The sequence below is a fragment of the Acinetobacter lwoffii genome, assembly GCF_024129715.1.
In the GTDB taxonomy this organism is placed as follows: Bacteria; Pseudomonadota; Gammaproteobacteria; order Pseudomonadales; family Moraxellaceae; genus Acinetobacter; species Acinetobacter lwoffii_U.
Window position 1 is genome coordinate 21,286 of record NZ_JAMXXM010000011.1, and the last position, 15,694, is coordinate 36,979.

The following is a 15,694-nucleotide window of genomic DNA, read 5'->3' on the forward strand; positions in this document are numbered from 1 at the left end:
ACATGATAACAATAGTAGATTCTGAGGTATGAGATATGACTCACGTTCGACCACGTATGACACATCTGTTCCAGCAGCTTGGCTTGGATGCCAGTGCAGAAGGTATTGAAACATTTATTCACGAGCATCAATTGCATAAAGATCTGACTTTACTGGATGCGCCGTATTGGTCAGAGGCACAACGTCAATTTTTAAGCGAGAAAATAGCCTCTGATGGCGAATGGGCGATTGTGGTAGATCAACTCAATGAATCCTTACATGAAAATTCAACCAGTGAAGGATGATTAAAAAGCCAATCGTATGATTGGCTTTTTTAGACTATGACCTTACCTTTAGCGAATCCGTTTCCAGATCGTGACTTGTGACAGCGTGTGTTGATACTTTCTGGCCGTTTCCCGAATCACAAAAGGCACATCTTGGGGTTCGGCCACCAATTCAAAGTGCTGGGTTAAAATGTTGGAAATACCAGCCAAGGTCGTGATGTTTTCCCCATCCTGCTGAAAACCGCCCAGCCATTCACTACGCGCCGTATGTTCTTCCAGCCACGTATAAGGCGAACTCAGCATTAAAATGCCGCCTATATTCATACGCTCATGAATCTGCGCCAAAAAATCTCTCGGATGATGCAGCCGGTCAATCAGGTTCGCTGCCAGAATAAAATCATAGTCGCTAAAATGTGCTTTCAGGTTGCAGGCATCGGCCTGAAAAAATTCCGTTTTCGACGCAAACTGTTCCAAAGCGACATCTTCAAGTGAACAGCTTTTTTCTTCGCTTAATTCACCTTCTAGCGGCAGCTGATAACGTACCCTATTGCCTTGAGCCAAATAGACTGCCTGCTGGATAAAACGTGCTGAGAAGTCCAGACCGGTCACCTGATCAAAATAGTGTGCCAGTTCAAAGCTGGCGCGGCCGGTAGCACAGCCAATATCTAAGGCACGATGACATGGCACTTGCTGAAAATAGGGTTGTGCCAGATCGACCAGTATTTTGGCAAAATTAGCGATACCAAAATATTCGGGGCCGTACTGGAATTCCAGATATTGGGAGACCAGCTGGTCGCTTTCATAGTTCGAAGGGAAATGTTGCAGTGCCTGATCAGAGGCGACGTAGCGAAAACCGGCATGCTGAAAGAAATGCCGTCTGAAGGCATAACGGGAACTATATAGGGCTTCATTGCCCGCCGAAATCCAGGAGCCACCTTTCATCAGGTTATGGCGGCCGTCAAAGGTCGGTGTGCTGAAATCATCATAAAACGGATGCACCTGAAAACCCTGAAATGGATAGATCGGAGTTTCAGTCCATTGCCAGACATTGCCCTGAATATCGTAAAAATCGCCCTGCTTGAAATGATCGACCGAGCAGGAGCTGGTGCCGTATTTCAATTCAATATTGGCCTGTGGAGGACTCGGTAAATCTGGATCCAAGTCTGAAACTGCATACAGGCGATACCATTCATCTTCAGTCGGCAAGCGAATGGTTTTTTCCAGCTGTTGCGATTTCCACTGACAAAAGGCCTTGGCTTCATGATAATTCACTTCTACCGGCCAGTCCCAAGGCATCGGCACTTCTTCCAGCATCAGTCGCAATGACCAGCCTAATTCAGTTTTGTGCCAGAAACAGGGATGAGCAGCTTGTGAAAATTGCAGCCAGCCTAGACCTTCTTCACTCCAGTATTGTTCGGTCTGATAACCTTGTGCTTCGACAAAGGCCAGAAATTCCTGATTCGATACCAGATATTTGGAAGCTGCAAAAGCCGCAACCTCGGCTTGATGCAGGCCGTATTCGTTGTCCCAGCCATAAAATGGATGGTTAAAATCTTTCTGCAAAAGCACCTTGCCGTCAGGTACCTCCAGCAAGTGGTTATCCGGAGCCATGCCGGTAATAATATTGGCACGCCATTGCGGATGCTGGCGTACATGTTCCAAAGCATGCTGGCGGATCAGCACAGAAGAGGTTTCCAGATGAATCCGTTCATGCTCAATGCCCATGATGATGGTCCACCAGGGGTTTTGCCAGTTTAAGGGCAGAGTCAGCGGAGCATGTTCAAGGATGTTCAGGATCAGGGCACGCACTTGATGCCTATAATCACGGACTTCCTGCACGGTAGGCCAGTCATAGTGCACTTCGTCCAGGTCATCCCAGCTCATCTCGTCCACACCGATCGCGAAGATACTTTCAAAATGCGGATTTACGCGTTCGCTAATTAGCTTGCTGAGCAGCAGTTTATTGACAAAAAAAGTGGCGGTATGCGCAAAATAAAAAATCAGTGGATGACGTAAAGTAATCGGCTTGATGAAAAAAGCATCTTCATGCTTGAGGCATTCAAACAGTTGCTCATAGGTGTCAAAGGTATTCAGGAAATATTCGCGCAAGCCGTGCCGGGCAGTCTGTTCATCGGCAAAATCAAGTGCCGGCGTGGGCAGCAGCATCGGTTTGGCCGAAAGCCATAGGCTGCTTGTATTTTTTTTATCTTGAGAGTGGGATTTTAGGGGAGAATCGAGCTGCATCCGTCAGGCTCCATCGAATAGTTTTAAGCATTCCTCTGCACTGCAAAAGAATGGAATTGTCTTAAAAATACTCGAAAGATATCGCCAGATGGGGTGTATTTAGGTAACAAAATGCTGCACCGTTTTGGATGCAGCATATTCAGGAACGGCTTAAATAGACAGAGAGGCGCCTTGCATAAGCTGAACCAGAGCCTGAGCCGCTTTGGACTGAGTACGACCCGGATGCCAAACCATGCCCAAACGACGGTTCATTTCCAGATTAATATCTAGTTGGTGCAGGTCATGATTGACCAAGGTTTTGGGCAGGACAGACCAGCCCAAACCAATTGATACCAGCATCCGGATTGATTCCAGCGGATTGTTGCTCATACTGACTTTTGGTTTAATACCCTGTTTTTCAAACTCGGCCAAAGTAATCTGCGAGGTATAGGTCTGTGATGAGGGCAACAGGCTCGGGTAGTCGATCAAATCTTCCAGACACAGATTTTTTTGCTGCGCCAGCGGATGAAACGGTGCCACCACAAAGACCAGAGGATCATTCCAGATAGTTACATAATTCAGACGCGCATCACCCCGTGGCGGCAAGGTTAAAAATGCCAGTTCCAGATCGCCGGCAATCACCTGTTCATGCGCCTGCTCGGAATCAACAAAATGTACATCCAGGGTTACGTCCGGATATTCCTGGACATAACGGCGCAAATGACTCGGCAGATGATGCAGGCCAATATGATGACTGGTACCAATTTTCAGTTTGCCCTGTACCTGACCTTGTTCATGGCTCAAGGTATAATGAATATCCCCGAGTTCATTCAGCCAGTTTTTCACTTTAGGCAACAGGGAGTGTGCCGCGTGGGTGGCCTGTACGCCACGTCCGGCAGATTCAAACAGCTTGACCCCAAAGTATTCTTCCAGACTGTGAATACGTTTGGTGACAGCAGGCTGGGTAATGAAGAGCTGATCTGCGGCCAGAGAAATCGAACCGGTTTCCATGACTTTCACGAAGGCTTCAAAGGCTGCGAGATTCATCTTAATCACCTATAAAGAATTTTTATGTGTAAATCTATTATTGTTACATTTTAAGAATAAATCAAAGTAAAATTACCTTATCTATGTTGCAGTGCTGAATTACTATACATTTTCAAAGCCTTGGCATTTTAAAAACTAAAAAAGACTGCCTTTCTCAAAACAGCCTTTCATCTGGAACCTCGACCGAAGAGTTTAGACGGTAATGTCCTCATTCTGCTGTTGGTTATTACCCTCCCAGATTTTTTCGTGGAAGAAGAAAGCCACTGCTTGTACCGTTGGCTCTAATAAACTTAAGGCAATGGCCATGGTCAAACTGCCAGTCACCAAGTAACCCACAATCATCGCTACTGTAATATGCATAATGTAGTAGCTGAAGGTCTTTTTGAACATGCGCTGGTTGTTGTCTACAAAGCGTTGAATATGTGCCATGTCGAAGTTCCTTAAAAATAATCTCTGTCGATGAAGAAATAATAATAATTCTCATTTGATTTGTAAAAGCGAATATTTTTTATAAATTAATCGGAAAATTAGATTTATGGAAATAGAGCTAAAGCATGATTTGATTCAGCTTTTAAAAGATTCCAAAAAGTTTTTTAACTGATAAAAATGATAAATTAGATTTATGTGATTGCAGCGATATAATCAAAATCAGAGAAAGAATTTACCCAGTCCAGTGGAGTATATCGACATGGCAGGCGAGACCCAAACAGTACAAAAGCAAAATGCAAAAACACTATATGACAAGTTGTGGGATGACCATTTAGTAACGCAACGTGATGATGGTTCTGCCTTACTCTATATCGACCGTCACCTGTTGCATGAAGTAACCTCACCACAGGCATTTGAAGGGTTGCAATTGGCCGGACGCAAGCCATGGCGTTTAAGCGCTAACATTGCTACACCGGATCATAACGTACCGACCTCGAAAAAAGAGCGTGAGCAGGGCGTAGCCGGAATTGAAGATGAAACCTCGCGCATTCAGGTGCAAACCTTGGATGATAACTGCAAGACCTTTAATATTGTTGAATTTGATATTAACGATATCCGTCAGGGCATCGCGCATGTAGTTGGGCCGGAGCAGGGCTTGACCTTACCGGGCATGACCGTGGTATGTGGTGATTCGCATACAGCAACCCATGGTGCTTTTGGCTGCTTGGCGCATGGTATCGGGACATCCGAAGTTGAACATGTATTGGCGACCCAATGCCTGGTTCAAAAGAAGATGAAAAACATGTTGGTACGCGTTGATGGCAAATTAGGCCAGGGCGTGACACCGAAAGATGTGGTCTTAGCCATTATTGGCAAGATTGGTACCGCAGGCGGTACTGGTCACGCGATTGAATTTGGCGGTCAGGTCTTCCGTGACATGTCGATTGAAGGTCGTATGACCGTGTGTAATATGGCGATCGAAGCCGGTGCACGCGTGGGTATGGTTGCTGTGGATGACAAAACCATCGAGTATGTTAAAGGTCGTCCTTATGCGCCAACTGCGGAACAGTGGGATCAGGCGGTAGCGTACTGGAATACATTGCATTCGGATGAATGTGCATATTTTGATACCGTGGTCGTGTTGCAAGGTGAAGAAATTGAGCCGCAAGTGTCTTGGGGAACTTCTCCTGAGATGGTCATTCCAGTGTCTCAAGCAGTACCAACTTTAGAACAAGCCAAAGACGATGTACAACGCAATGACTGGAACCGTGCTTATCAATATATGGGCTTAAATGCCGGTCAGGCCTTGGCTGAGATTCAACTGGATCGTGTCTTTATCGGTTCGTGCACCAATTCGCGTATTGAAGATATCCGTGCTGCAGCCGAAGTGATCAAAGGTCGTAAGGTCGCATCTTCAATCAAACAGGCGATGGTGGTTCCGGGTTCTGGTCTGGTCAAAGCTCAGGCAGAAGCGGAAGGTCTGGACAAGGTATTTGTCGAGGCGGGCTTCGAGTGGCGTGAACCTGGCTGTTCAATGTGTCTGGCGATGAATGCTGACAAGTTACAACCAGGCGAGCATTGTGCCTCGACTTCGAACCGTAACTTTGAAGGTCGTCAGGGCAATGGCGGTCGTACTCATCTGGTGAGTCCAGCCATGGCAGCCGCTGCTGCGATCGCAGGTCACTTTGTTGATGTCCGTTCATTTTAATTGGTACGTAGGAGCACAGACATGAAAGCTTATACCGTTGAACAAGGTATCGTTGCACCTTTAGACCGTGCCAATGTCGATACAGATTTAATTATTCCAAAACAGTTTTTGAAATCGATCAAACGTACCGGTTTCGGTGAAAATTTGTTTGATGAATTGCGTTATCTGGATGAAGGTTATCCAGGTCAGGACAATTCAGTTCGTCCGATCAATCCGGACTTTGTCTTGAACCAGCCACGTTATCAGGGCGCATCTATTTTAATTTCACGTGCCAACTTTGGTTGTGGTTCTAGCCGTGAACATGCGCCGTGGGCCTTGAGCGAATATGGTTTCCGTACCGTGATTGCACCAAGCTTTGCTGATATTTTCTTTAATAACTGTTTTAAAAACGGTATGTTGCCTGTGATTTTGGCTGAAGATATTGTTGAGCAGTTATTTAAGGAATGTGCGGAAGATGAAGGTTATCAACTGACCATTGACTTGCAGGCACAAGAAGTTCGTACCCCTACGGGTGAAAGCTTTAAGTTTGAAGTCGATCCATTTCGCAAGCATTGCCTGTTAAATGGTCTGGATGATATTGGCTTAACTTTGCAGGTAGCGGATGATATTCGTGCCTATGAAGAAAAAACCAAACAATCGCGTCCTTGGGTATTTGCCGAAATTCATGGATAAATCAGTAAAAATTGTCATGGCATGACTGCGATGCCCTTGCTAATATCGGAAGATTATTGAGTTTTTTGATTGGGTAAGACAGACATTATGGCGAATTATTGGAAACAGTGGCTTGCTTTAAGTTCAGTATCGGTGCTGTTGACTGCATGTCAAAGCATCGACACGATGAAACTCAAACATGCCAAAGAAAATACTGAGAGCAAAAGCAATGCCCTGATCTACTGTACAGGGACGCCAGATTGCCAGTTCGAACGCTTCAATCAGACCATTATTGTCAACGCCGACAATGGCCGCATCAGTGATGAGGCGCTGAAGCAGAAACTGGTGCGCTTGAAGGCCAAAAATTTAAATCAGGCCAATCCGATTTATTTATCCGTGCCGGCAGGACAGCATGAACTGGTCGTGCGTTTCTATCCGATCAGTAAGGATAAAGCGGAAACTTTACATGTATTCCATCGTTTTCAGGCCAATAACCGCTATAGCTTAAAAATGTTCCGTGACCGTAGTGCGCGTAGCAGCAGTTTATTAAATGCTTCGGCACCGGATCCGCTCTGTGTAGATCTGGTACAAGAGCAAAAAACCATTCGTCGTTTTTGCAAACCCTATAATGCAGTCACCGGGATTGCAGAGTTTGTAGAAAAGAAAATCTAACCTCTGTCAGGTCTGAATCTGACGTTTTAAACGGAAAATCTCATGTCTAAACAAATTTTGATTTTAGCTGGTGACGGTATCGGTCCTGAAATTGTCAAAGCGGCAGAGCAGGTGCTGACTCGTGTAAATGAAAAATTTAATCTCGATTTGACATGGGAACAGGGTTTACTCGGTGGTGCAGCCATTGATGCGCACGGTTCACCGTATCCAGACGTGACTTCTGAACAGGCTAAAAAAGCCGATGCGATTTTACTCGGTGCCGTGGGCGGTCCAAAATGGGACACGATTGAGCGTTCAATCCGTCCGGAACGTGGTTTATTGAAATTGCGTAGCGAACTGAATCTGTTTGCTAACTTGCGTCCAGCCATTCTTTATCCGCAACTGGCTGATGCTTCAAGTTTGAAGCCTGAAATCGTAGCAGGTCTGGATATTCTGATTGTGCGTGAGTTAACGGGTGGTATTTACTTCGGTCAGCCACGTGGTATCCGTGAACTGGAAAATGGCGAGAAGCAAGGCTACAACACTGACGTTTACTCAGAGTCTGAAATCAAGCGTATCGCTAAAGTCGCTTTTGAAATGGCCAACTTGCGCGGTGGTAAAGTATGTTCAGTGGATAAAGCCAATGTGCTTGAAGTGACTGAGCTGTGGAAACAGACAGTGACTGCGCTGAAAGATGCCGAATATCCTGAAATTAATTTATCGCACATGTATGTCGACAATGCTGCGATGCAGCTGGTACGTGCACCGAAGCAGTTTGACGTGATTGTCACCTCTAACCTGTTCGGTGACATTCTGTCTGATGAAGCTGCGATGTTGACCGGTTCAATCGGCATGTTGCCATCGGCATCTCTGGATGAAAATGGCAAAGGCATGTATGAGCCTTGTCATGGTTCTGCACCAGATATCGCGGGTCAAAACCTGGCAAATCCATTGGCAACGATTCTTTCGGTGGCGATGATGCTGCGTTATACCTTCCGTGAAGAAGCCGCTGCTAAAGCGATTGAAGATGCAGTAGGTCAGGTCTTGGATCAAGGCTTGCGTACGGCGGATATCATGTCTGAAGGCATGCAAAAAGTCGGTACGGTTGAAATGGGTCAAGCAGTCGTTGCTGCATTGAACTAAGCCTGTTTCGATTCAAAAAAAACGCAGCCTTGAGCTGCGTTTTTTTATGATAGAAATTTCAAAGCTTAAACGGCTTAACAGGTTCGGCCTGTGGTGCGTACCGCGGTGGCAATATTATCTTTGAGTAAGAAGGTGATTTTACATTGCAATTTGACGTCATAGCCGCTGGCAGGGCTTACTGACACTGGAATCGGTACAGTGCCTGTCCCTGTGGCAGGAAACTGCGCTACAGGCAAAGGAATGGTAATGGGGCGTTGTACCACATAGCTTAATTGCTTGGCGCTGCGTTCAGGCCCACTGATCTGCTGGTAACCTAAACGTTTTAGATCCAGAGTTTGATCGATCAGTTGGCTGCTTTGCCCAATGAACTGTTGTAAATAGGCATCACGCTGTGCAGTCGTTGAGGAGGTGGTGCTGCATGCACTAAGCAAACCCAAGGCTGTGCAGCATGCTAAAATCAGTGTGAACTTCATGAGTTATCCTCACACCAAATAAAATGAGTGTAAGCGCATTCCATGCAAAAATACTGTTGTGATTTGATACACGGTAGAAGTTTAGCGTGGTGAGGTTGATCCCTGATTTAATTAGATACAGGCTTTGAACTCGATGAGTACAGCTTAGCAAGCTCTACCGGTATAGCGGATGGCTTGAACAATTTCATCTTTTAGGTCAAACCAGATTTGGCATTTCATCTCAATGTTATAACCACCATTTGAGGGCATCGGCATTGGTGCACCGATCGAGATACTCTGACTAATATTCGGCGTGCCCATCGGAATATTCATATCCCGAAAAATAGTGTAGCTGAGAGATTCTGCGGTTTGAATCGGTTGCTGGGAGGTCTTGAATCCCATTGCGCGAAGATCAAGCTGGCTACGAACCTGTGCTGCAGTTTGACCCACATAAGGTTGTAGAGACTGATGCAGATGCTGATTGCCGCCGGTAGCGCACGCAACGAGAAACAAGCTGGAAAGTAGGGACAAGCATTTCATATTCATTGTTTTTATACCTATTGTTTTAATTCAATGAATAGTTGTGAATTTATAAGACTGTGTCAAATTATTTTATTGATTGATAAATAATTCAAGTAATAAAAAAGCCACTAAAAGTGGCTTTTGCTTACGCTAAAACTTAGCGTGCACGATATGTGATACGACCTTTAGTCAAATCATAAGGTGTCATTTCAACCTTCACACTGTCGCCCGTTAAAATACGGATATAGTGTTTACGCATTTTACCAGAGATGTGGGCAATCACTTCGTGACCGTTCTCTAAACGTACACGGAACATAGTATTAGGAAGCGTCTCGGTGACAACGCCTTCGAACTCGATGAGTTCCTCTTTATTGGCCATAGCCTACCTGAATGAATAAATTGGAAAGGCGCAAATTATAGTCAATTTTTTTGCAAAATACAAGACGAAACGGGCGTTAGACTGATCATCTGCCAGTAAAATAGGCGAACTGTCACGATAATTTTTTTAACTAAAAAGACACCTGTTTCTGTTGTCAGTTTGGTCAATCACAGTTAATCTAAAATTAATCTTTTTAAGTATAAATGAAGTACATACAAGGAAGGCTTTTGAGTGAGTCAGCTAACGGATGCATCAGTCGTATTGCGTTTAGGCTATCAGGCGATTCGTCGTGCGGGGTTGCCAACAGAAGAACTTTTGACCAAAGCAGGAGTGGCTTTAAATCAGGTGGAAGCCAATGACCGTACCCCGCTGAGTGCCCAATATGCCTTTTGGGTGGCGGCAGAGGAAGTCAGCAAGGACCCGGACATTGGATTGCATCTGGGTGAGCACCTGCCACTTTATCGTGGTCAGGTCATTGAACACCTGTTTGTTTCATCTGAAAATTTTGGTGAGGGACTGAAACGTGCTTTGGCTTATCAGCGACTGATCAGCGATGCCTTTGCTGCCAAATTAGTGATTGAAGATGATCGCTGCTATTTAACCAATGGTGAACAGCCTTTTGCTGAGAGTCTGGTCAATCGTCATTTTACTGAATGTGCTATGTCAGGTGTACTGCGTTTCTTTAAATTTATTACCGAAGGGCGTTTTGAGCCGATTTATATCGATTTTAATTTTTATAAAGGGGCACCTGATGATGAATACTTCCGGGTTTATGAGTGTCCGGTCAGTCTAGGTCAGAAAGAAACTCGTTTGTATTTCGATCCGACTATCCTGGAATATCCGCTGTGGCAGGCTGAACCTGAGCTGTTGCAGCTGCATGAGCAACTGGCCATTGAAAAGCTACAGGAACTGGCAAGATATGATCTGGTCGGTGAAGTACGTCGTGCAATCGGCTCTACTTTGGAGAGTGGCGAAACCACGCTAGAAACTGTGGCAGCCCAGCTGAACATCACGCCACGCCGTTTGAGAACACAACTGAGTGAGGCACATACCAGCTTTCAGCAGATTCTCTCGGATTATCGCTGTCGTCTGGCCAAGCGTTTGCTGGCGAGTACCAATGAGAGCGTCGAGCGGATTGTCTATCTGACCGGTTTTTCCGAGCCAAGTACCTTCTATCGTGCCTTTAAACGCTGGACCAATGAAACGCCAGTGGAATATCGGAAGCGGAAGCAGCGTTAAAAATCCCTCCTAACCTCTCTTTAAAAAAGGGAGGAATTCCCCTCCTTTTAGGAGGGGTTAGGGGAGGTAAATATTCTAAAAAATTTAAAAACTATTCCGGCATATTCAGCCAGTGCGGACCTAAGGGTAATTCAGGTAATTCAAACTGCGCCGGATAATCAGCATGAATAAAATACAAACCATCTGCTGGCGCAGTCACACCAGCAGCTTTACGGTCTTCTGCCGCGAAAATATTATCAATATGATCGGCAGCATACATGCCCTGACCAATTTCCAATAAACATCCCATGATATTGCGCACCATATGGTGCAGAAAGCCATCGGCCTGAATATCCAGTACCAGATACTGACCATGCTGAATCAGGCGGCAATGGCTGACATGACGAACGGGCTGATTGGACTGACAGGCTGCGGCGCGGAAGCTTTCAAAGTTATGCGTGCCTTCAAACTTTTTCGCGGCGTATATCATCTGTTCAACATCAAGCGGTGCATAGACATGGGTGACCTGTTTATGCAGCAATGCCGGGCGTACAGGGTGGTTGTAGACCACATAGCGATAGCGGCGCGCCTGTGCCTTAAAACGGGCATGGAAGCTGTGATCCATTTCTTTGATCCACTGGATCGAGATGTCTTTAGGGAGTTGGCTATTGCAGCCCATCAGCCAGCCACGTTCAGAACGCACGGCATCCGTATCAAAATGTGCCACCATATTGGTCGCATGTACCCCGGCATCCGTGCGGCCGGCACCATGCAGGCTAATCGGTTGATCGGCAACTTTGCTCAGGACCTTTTCAATGGTTTCCTGTACGCTTGCAACTCCCGGCTGTTGAGTCTGCCATCCCCGATAATGCATCCCACAAAACTCAATTCCCACCGCAAAACGCTGCATAATGACCTCAAAACCTTATTGATCGTACCAATGACGATGCCATTGCTCTACAGTGTCGTATTGTAAATACATTTTCAGGGCTTTTGCATACAGATCCGCATGTCCATAACTTTCATTCAGCAAAATTTTGCAGTGATTGACCCATTCGGCAATGGCATAGCGCTGATCCGTCGTACCAAAAGGCACTTGGGTGGTTAAGACGCAAATACAGCCCTGCTCATAGAGTTGATCAATGAGCGCAATCATGGCGTCATTGACCGCCAGGTTGCCAGTGCCAAAACCTTGCAGAAATAAAAAATGCGGTGGTCGAGCCAAGAGGTTGTTCAGGTTATTCAGCTGCTGGGTCAGATCAACCGGCTGCATCATGATGCTCATACAGTTGAATTTAGCCGCTTTCACAATATCTTTAGCTTCGATCTGATAACACGCTTGACTGGTTTGGATTGCGATATTGGCTTCAAGACCTGAAAAGGCATTTAACTCGGTAGTATGCTGTTTCAGAGCAGTTTGCGCATGTAGCAGCTGATGATGGAATGCCAGATAGACCCCAGCGTTAGATTTGCTGACTGAATCTAGTGCAAATTTCAGGTTATCCAGGGCATCGCTAAATTCACGCTGTTCATTGCCTTGAGCATTCAGCAACGGATATTGGCTACCGGTCAGCACCACATGCGCCGAGTTCCCGATAAAATGTGCTAGTACCGCACTGGCATAACTCAGCGTATCTGTACCGTGAATGATCACAAAATGCTGGATCTGCCGCGATTGCAATTGCTGAATAAACTGTACCAGTTGCAACCAGTCGGTTGCTGTGCAGGCACTACTGTCCTTAATCGCGGGTGCATGGTGACATTCGACGAAATATTGCTCTGCAAGTATCTGTTCGAGCTTTGGAATAAATAAATCAGCAGGCATCGGTGCAAGAGGATCTCCCACACAGCCGAATGTGCCGCCCATATAAATTAATGCAATATTTTTTATCATAAAAAAGCAGCCAATTATTGACTGCTTTAGTGTAAATCGAAATGCATCAAGATGCGATTTGATTCAGTAATTGCTCGGCTCGTTGTTGTTGCTCAGGAGTATATTCAGCTTCTCGCTCGGCAATGACTTCACGCGCAGCGGCATAGGCACCGAGTTGAATATATTGCTGGGCAAGATCAAGATTGAGACTTGCTTCATTAACATCCAGTAATTCCGGGAAAGATTGTACGAGTGGATCATGCTGGTCTACGGCTGCCTGAGCTGGCGTAGTAGGAAGATCGAAACTCATCACTGTTGCAGCAGGTGCTTCTGGCGTGGTTTCCAAATAATCTAATTTAAAATCTATGTCTGCTAGATTGGTTTGTGGCGTTAGTTCTGCCATAGGTGCTGCAGCTGTCAAACTGGACAGATCAAACTCAGTCGCTGGCACCGCAGTTTTTTCAGCTGCTGGTACAGGTGTGTCAAGTGAGAATGAAAAATCTAGAGGCTTGAGTTCCTCAGTCACCATTGGTGCTGTTTCTACTGGAGCAGGCTGTTCCAAATCCAGTTTAAAGTCTAAGACAGGTGCCGTTTCTGTTACTGCTGTAGTTTGAATATCTGTAGAGGTACTCTGAAATTCAAAATCTACAGAAGGAGCAGCAGGTACACGAGCCTCTTCAGCTTTTGGTGTTTCTACTGGGGTAGTCTTTGGTTCAAAATTAAATTCAAGTGGCTGAATATCTGCTACAGGTTCTGCAACAGGGGCCGACTTGCTTGATTGAAAGTCCTGCTGCAATTGTTCAAATACTAGTTCATTTGAAGGCGCCGGTGCAACCAGATCGGCAAAGGCATCCGAAGTTGACGTAGCTTCCTGCGCAGAAGAAGTTTTAGGCTGGGCACTTGGAAAATCAATGGTATCTTGTACAGCAGATGAAAATTTTTCAAATTCACGCTGTTTTGCTTCAGCTTGTGCCAGAATCTCATCTAAATGCAAAGAACGGATATGGTTAAGCAGCTGTGAAATCGCAAACTCATCTTTTTGTAAGATATGAATATCCAATAACAACAGATAAAGCTCATGCTGGGAATTATCCCGATTCAGTGCCTGGTTAATCTGTGCTTCGGCCGCAAAAAAATTACGTTCCTGAATCAGGCCTTCAATTTTCTTACGTGTGTCTGCTGATAATGGCGTTGCTGATTTTTTTGTGACCCCGACTGGCTCCACCACCTTGGTTCTTTGTGGGGCAGCTTTTGACGCAGAACCAGGTTTTTTTGCTTTTACCGTTTTAGTTTTTGCTTTATCTGATTCTTGAGCATCTTGTCGTTTTTTAAAGACAATTAATACGATGATCAATATCACTAATGGAATCACATAAATCAGCATGTTTTACCCCTTGGGGATAGAGTAGTTTAAGTTCGCCTATCCCAATAAATCGTCATGTGTAACTTTTTAATTAATTGGCTTCTTATCTGCTTGTTGGGCTTTGAGCTGTTGTTGTAGCTGGGCCAGACGCGCATTTAATAACTGAATTTTGTGATCCTTCTGATTGAGTGCCAATTCTAATTCAGTTACGTTTCTCTGTAATTTAACGGTTTTTTCTCGAGCTGTCATAACTTTTAATGACAATTCCTTTGATGTTTGATTGCGTTCTGTGTTCTGGTTTGCAGAAACTTGCCCGGAATCGCGCTGGTTCTCAGCCACCAAGCTCATTTCTGCCTGATTCAGGCGGTATTTGGTCTGGCCAGTAGGCTTAGACGGTAGCTCGGTTTGCTTTGCCGCAGTGACTTTAATAGGCGCAGGTGTAGGATGAGTCGTATTTAAGTTCAATGCAGCACCTTTACGTAGACGATTGGCATTTCCTCCAATAAAAGCATGCTCATTGTCTTTTTTAATTTGTTGCATGACTTCATTGACCGGGCGCTGCTGCTGTTGAGCAATTCGTGAGGCAATTCCCCACAGTGACTCATTGGATTGAACTACATAAGTAGGTGGAGTCTGATTCGGAGTTGCTTTGACTGGTGAGGCTTTTGCAGTCACTGGAGCCGGAGTTTTCACCGGATTAGCTGATCCAGTTGATTTTCTGGCTTGTTCCTCAGCAAATTTTTTCACCAATGGATCACTGGAAGCAGTTTGATGATCAGAATGGGACTCTACAGCTTTCTGCATATTTGCTTTATTTGGTGCTGATGCACTTTGATTTGCTGGTATCGTACTGGTTGGTTTGTTTGTAGTCGAGGCTGCTGCAGGAGCCGGCGATGCAAGAGTTGCTTGTGAGGTCTTTACTGAATCTGAAAGCGCCGCTGCAGTTTTAACTGGGGCTTGAATATCGGGTGCAGTTACAGCCTCGCTTTTCAGTACAGGCGCAATCGCTTGCGCCTGAATCGCTGGAGTTGATGTCATTACAGCTGGTGCAAATGCAGTTTTAGGAATGGAAATATTCGATAATACAGGTGGTGCTGTGCGTTGCAATGCCAATGGCTTTTCTAAAACCGGTGGCTTATTTGAGGCAGCGGAAGCTGCTGTACTGTAATGCCTACTTACGGGTAAGTTGAGTGCAATATCTTTTTCACTGACGACGACAACTGGTGCAAGCGGGCGTTCATTCTGTTTGAGACTAGCTTTTAATAAATCAGTTTTAGCTTGTAAGGGCGTACGGATATGTTGCAGACGTGCAGCATTGCCTTCCTTGATTTTGACAATAATATTCAGCTCGCGCTCTGTCATGGGGCGAGAAGAAGTAATAGTAATAACCCCGGTGCCATTATTGCTGCGCCGAGTAAAAAAGTTCAGATGACCAGGTGGCTGATGCGATGCACCTATCGAGAGTAAATCTTCAGGTGAAGCCAGACTGACTTCAATCGGCAAATTGATATCAGACTGCCGAAAAGTCATTTCTGCGTAGAGTAATTCCCCAGGGGCAGACTGAATCTGAACCGGATCTACATTAATCGCATAAATATTTTGTGAAGCGACAATGGCTAAAATGGCAAGCTTTAATTTGTTATATACAGTCATCTTAATCGTGAGCTCAGTCATTATCGCATAGCGAAAATTATAGATTAACGGGATGTTTGTTTTTTGTAAAATACTTACGCAATAGTTACATAAAAAAGCCGATCAATAAAGATCGGCTT

At 45.3% G+C, this 15,694-nt stretch carries 16 protein-coding genes; 6 read left to right on the forward strand and 10 right to left on the reverse strand.

Annotation, left to right across the window (positions count from 1 at the left end):
- Positions 1-35 precede the first annotated feature (35 nt).
- Positions 36-284 (forward strand): DUF2789 family protein, encoded by a 249-nt coding sequence (locus NI462_RS08790; protein WP_004278500.1) that lies wholly within the window; start codon positions 36-38, stop codon positions 282-284.
- A gap of 48 nt (positions 285-332) precedes the next feature.
- On the opposite strand, the gene ovoA is transcribed toward NI462_RS08790, so the two are convergent.
- The 3 genes from ovoA to NI462_RS08805 form a co-directional block, all read right to left on the reverse strand.
- A complete protein-coding gene (gene ovoA, locus NI462_RS08795) occupies positions 333-2,507 on the reverse strand; it encodes a 5-histidylcysteine sulfoxide synthase (RefSeq protein ID WP_253160180.1) in 2,175 nt (724 codons plus the stop codon).
- Between the two features lie 150 nt (positions 2,508-2,657).
- A complete protein-coding gene (locus tag NI462_RS08800; protein WP_253160182.1) occupies positions 2,658-3,533 on the reverse strand; it encodes a LysR family transcriptional regulator in 876 nt (291 codons plus the stop codon).
- Between the two features lie 192 nt (positions 3,534-3,725).
- Positions 3,726-3,962, reverse strand: a complete 237-nt coding sequence (locus NI462_RS08805) for a DUF2061 domain-containing protein (protein ID WP_004278497.1) — start codon at positions 3,960-3,962, stop codon at positions 3,726-3,728.
- A gap of 259 nt (positions 3,963-4,221) precedes the next feature.
- Between NI462_RS08805 and leuC the strand changes: the two genes are divergently transcribed.
- The 4 genes from leuC to leuB all read left to right on the forward strand — a co-directional run bounded on the left by leuC (position 4,222) and on the right by leuB (position 8,115).
- The gene (gene leuC, locus NI462_RS08810) at positions 4,222-5,670 is read left to right on the forward strand and encodes a 3-isopropylmalate dehydratase large subunit (RefSeq protein WP_044111833.1); all 1,449 of its coding nucleotides are present in this window, start codon (positions 4,222-4,224) and stop codon (positions 5,668-5,670) included.
- 21 nt (positions 5,671-5,691) lie between these two features.
- Complete coding sequence (gene leuD, locus NI462_RS08815) at positions 5,692-6,342, forward strand: 3-isopropylmalate dehydratase small subunit (RefSeq protein WP_044111835.1); 651 nt, start codon at positions 5,692-5,694, stop codon at positions 6,340-6,342.
- Between the two features lie 87 nt (positions 6,343-6,429).
- Complete coding sequence (locus NI462_RS08820) at positions 6,430-6,993, forward strand: hypothetical protein (RefSeq protein WP_044111836.1); 564 nt, start codon at positions 6,430-6,432, stop codon at positions 6,991-6,993.
- Between the two features lie 42 nt (positions 6,994-7,035).
- Entirely contained in the window at positions 7,036-8,115 is a 1,080-nt protein-coding gene (gene leuB / locus NI462_RS08825; protein WP_064094871.1) for a 3-isopropylmalate dehydrogenase, read from the forward strand.
- A 74-nt stretch (positions 8,116-8,189) separates the two neighbouring features.
- Here leuB and NI462_RS08830 read toward each other — a convergent pair whose 3' ends face one another.
- The 3 genes from NI462_RS08830 to infA form a co-directional block, all read right to left on the reverse strand.
- The gene (locus tag NI462_RS08830) at positions 8,190-8,588 is read right to left on the reverse strand and encodes a hypothetical protein (RefSeq protein WP_253160185.1); all 399 of its coding nucleotides are present in this window, start codon (positions 8,586-8,588) and stop codon (positions 8,190-8,192) included.
- A 144-nt stretch (positions 8,589-8,732) separates the two neighbouring features.
- The gene (locus NI462_RS08835; RefSeq protein ID WP_253160188.1) at positions 8,733-9,113 is read right to left on the reverse strand and encodes a hypothetical protein; all 381 of its coding nucleotides are present in this window, start codon (positions 9,111-9,113) and stop codon (positions 8,733-8,735) included.
- Between the two features lie 133 nt (positions 9,114-9,246).
- The gene (gene infA, locus NI462_RS08840; protein ID WP_001284370.1) at positions 9,247-9,468 is read right to left on the reverse strand and encodes a translation initiation factor IF-1; all 222 of its coding nucleotides are present in this window, start codon (positions 9,466-9,468) and stop codon (positions 9,247-9,249) included.
- 231 nt (positions 9,469-9,699) lie between these two features.
- Between infA and NI462_RS08845 the strand changes: the two genes are divergently transcribed.
- Positions 9,700-10,707, forward strand: coding sequence for an AraC family transcriptional regulator (locus NI462_RS08845; RefSeq protein ID WP_005107962.1), 1,008 nt, complete (start codon positions 9,700-9,702; stop codon positions 10,705-10,707).
- Positions 10,708-10,798: 91 nt separating this feature from the next.
- Here the strand turns inward: NI462_RS08845 and truA are convergent, their stop codons facing one another.
- From truA to NI462_RS08865, 4 genes are all read right to left on the reverse strand, one after another.
- On the reverse strand, positions 10,799-11,596 hold the full coding sequence (truA, locus tag NI462_RS08850; protein WP_004278489.1) for a tRNA pseudouridine(38-40) synthase TruA: 798 nt from the start codon (positions 11,594-11,596) through the stop codon (positions 10,799-10,801).
- Positions 11,597-11,611: 15 nt separating this feature from the next.
- Positions 11,612-12,580 carry an asparaginase domain-containing protein gene (locus NI462_RS08855; protein ID WP_253160190.1) on the reverse strand — a complete coding sequence of 323 codons (969 nt, stop codon included), beginning with the start codon at positions 12,578-12,580 and terminating at the stop codon, positions 11,612-11,614.
- Positions 12,581-12,626: 46 nt separating this feature from the next.
- Positions 12,627-13,943, reverse strand: a complete 1,317-nt coding sequence (fimV, locus tag NI462_RS08860; RefSeq protein WP_253160193.1) for a T4P machinery localization factor FimV — start codon at positions 13,941-13,943, stop codon at positions 12,627-12,629.
- A 66-nt stretch (positions 13,944-14,009) separates the two neighbouring features.
- Entirely contained in the window at positions 14,010-15,596 is a 1,587-nt protein-coding gene (locus NI462_RS08865) for a FimV/HubP-related protein (RefSeq protein WP_253160195.1), read from the reverse strand.
- Between the last annotated feature and the right edge of the window lie 98 nt (positions 15,597-15,694).

What these genes read in the sequence shown, in the direction of transcription:
- NI462_RS08865 (WP_253160195.1), bottom strand. Translation starts at nt 15,596, where the DNA reads ATGACTGAGCTCACGATTAAGATGACTGTATATAACAAATTAAAGCTT.
- NI462_RS08835 (WP_253160188.1), bottom strand. Translation starts at nt 9,113, where the DNA reads ATGAATATGAAATGCTTGTCCCTACTTTCCAGCTTGTTTCTCGTTGCG.
- leuB (WP_064094871.1), top strand. Translation starts at nt 7,036, where the DNA reads ATGTCTAAACAAATTTTGATTTTAGCTGGTGACGGTATCGGTCCTGAA.
- truA (WP_004278489.1), bottom strand. Translation starts at nt 11,596, where the DNA reads ATGCAGCGTTTTGCGGTGGGAATTGAGTTTTGTGGGATGCATTATCGG.
- NI462_RS08855 (WP_253160190.1), bottom strand. Translation starts at nt 12,580, where the DNA reads ATGATAAAAAATATTGCATTAATTTATATGGGCGGCACATTCGGCTGT.
- NI462_RS08805 (WP_004278497.1), bottom strand. Translation starts at nt 3,962, where the DNA reads ATGGCACATATTCAACGCTTTGTAGACAACAACCAGCGCATGTTCAAA.
- leuD (WP_044111835.1), top strand. Translation starts at nt 5,692, where the DNA reads ATGAAAGCTTATACCGTTGAACAAGGTATCGTTGCACCTTTAGACCGT.
- fimV (WP_253160193.1), bottom strand. Translation starts at nt 13,943, where the DNA reads ATGCTGATTTATGTGATTCCATTAGTGATATTGATCATCGTATTAATT.
- NI462_RS08800 (WP_253160182.1), bottom strand. Translation starts at nt 3,533, where the DNA reads ATGAATCTCGCAGCCTTTGAAGCCTTCGTGAAAGTCATGGAAACCGGT.
- ovoA (WP_253160180.1), bottom strand. Translation starts at nt 2,507, where the DNA reads ATGCAGCTCGATTCTCCCCTAAAATCCCACTCTCAAGATAAAAAAAAT.
- infA (WP_001284370.1), bottom strand. Translation starts at nt 9,468, where the DNA reads ATGGCCAATAAAGAGGAACTCATCGAGTTCGAAGGCGTTGTCACCGAG.
- NI462_RS08820 (WP_044111836.1), top strand. Translation starts at nt 6,430, where the DNA reads ATGGCGAATTATTGGAAACAGTGGCTTGCTTTAAGTTCAGTATCGGTG.
- NI462_RS08830 (WP_253160185.1), bottom strand. Translation starts at nt 8,588, where the DNA reads ATGAAGTTCACACTGATTTTAGCATGCTGCACAGCCTTGGGTTTGCTT.
- NI462_RS08790 (WP_004278500.1), top strand. Translation starts at nt 36, where the DNA reads ATGACTCACGTTCGACCACGTATGACACATCTGTTCCAGCAGCTTGGC.
- leuC (WP_044111833.1), top strand. Translation starts at nt 4,222, where the DNA reads ATGGCAGGCGAGACCCAAACAGTACAAAAGCAAAATGCAAAAACACTA.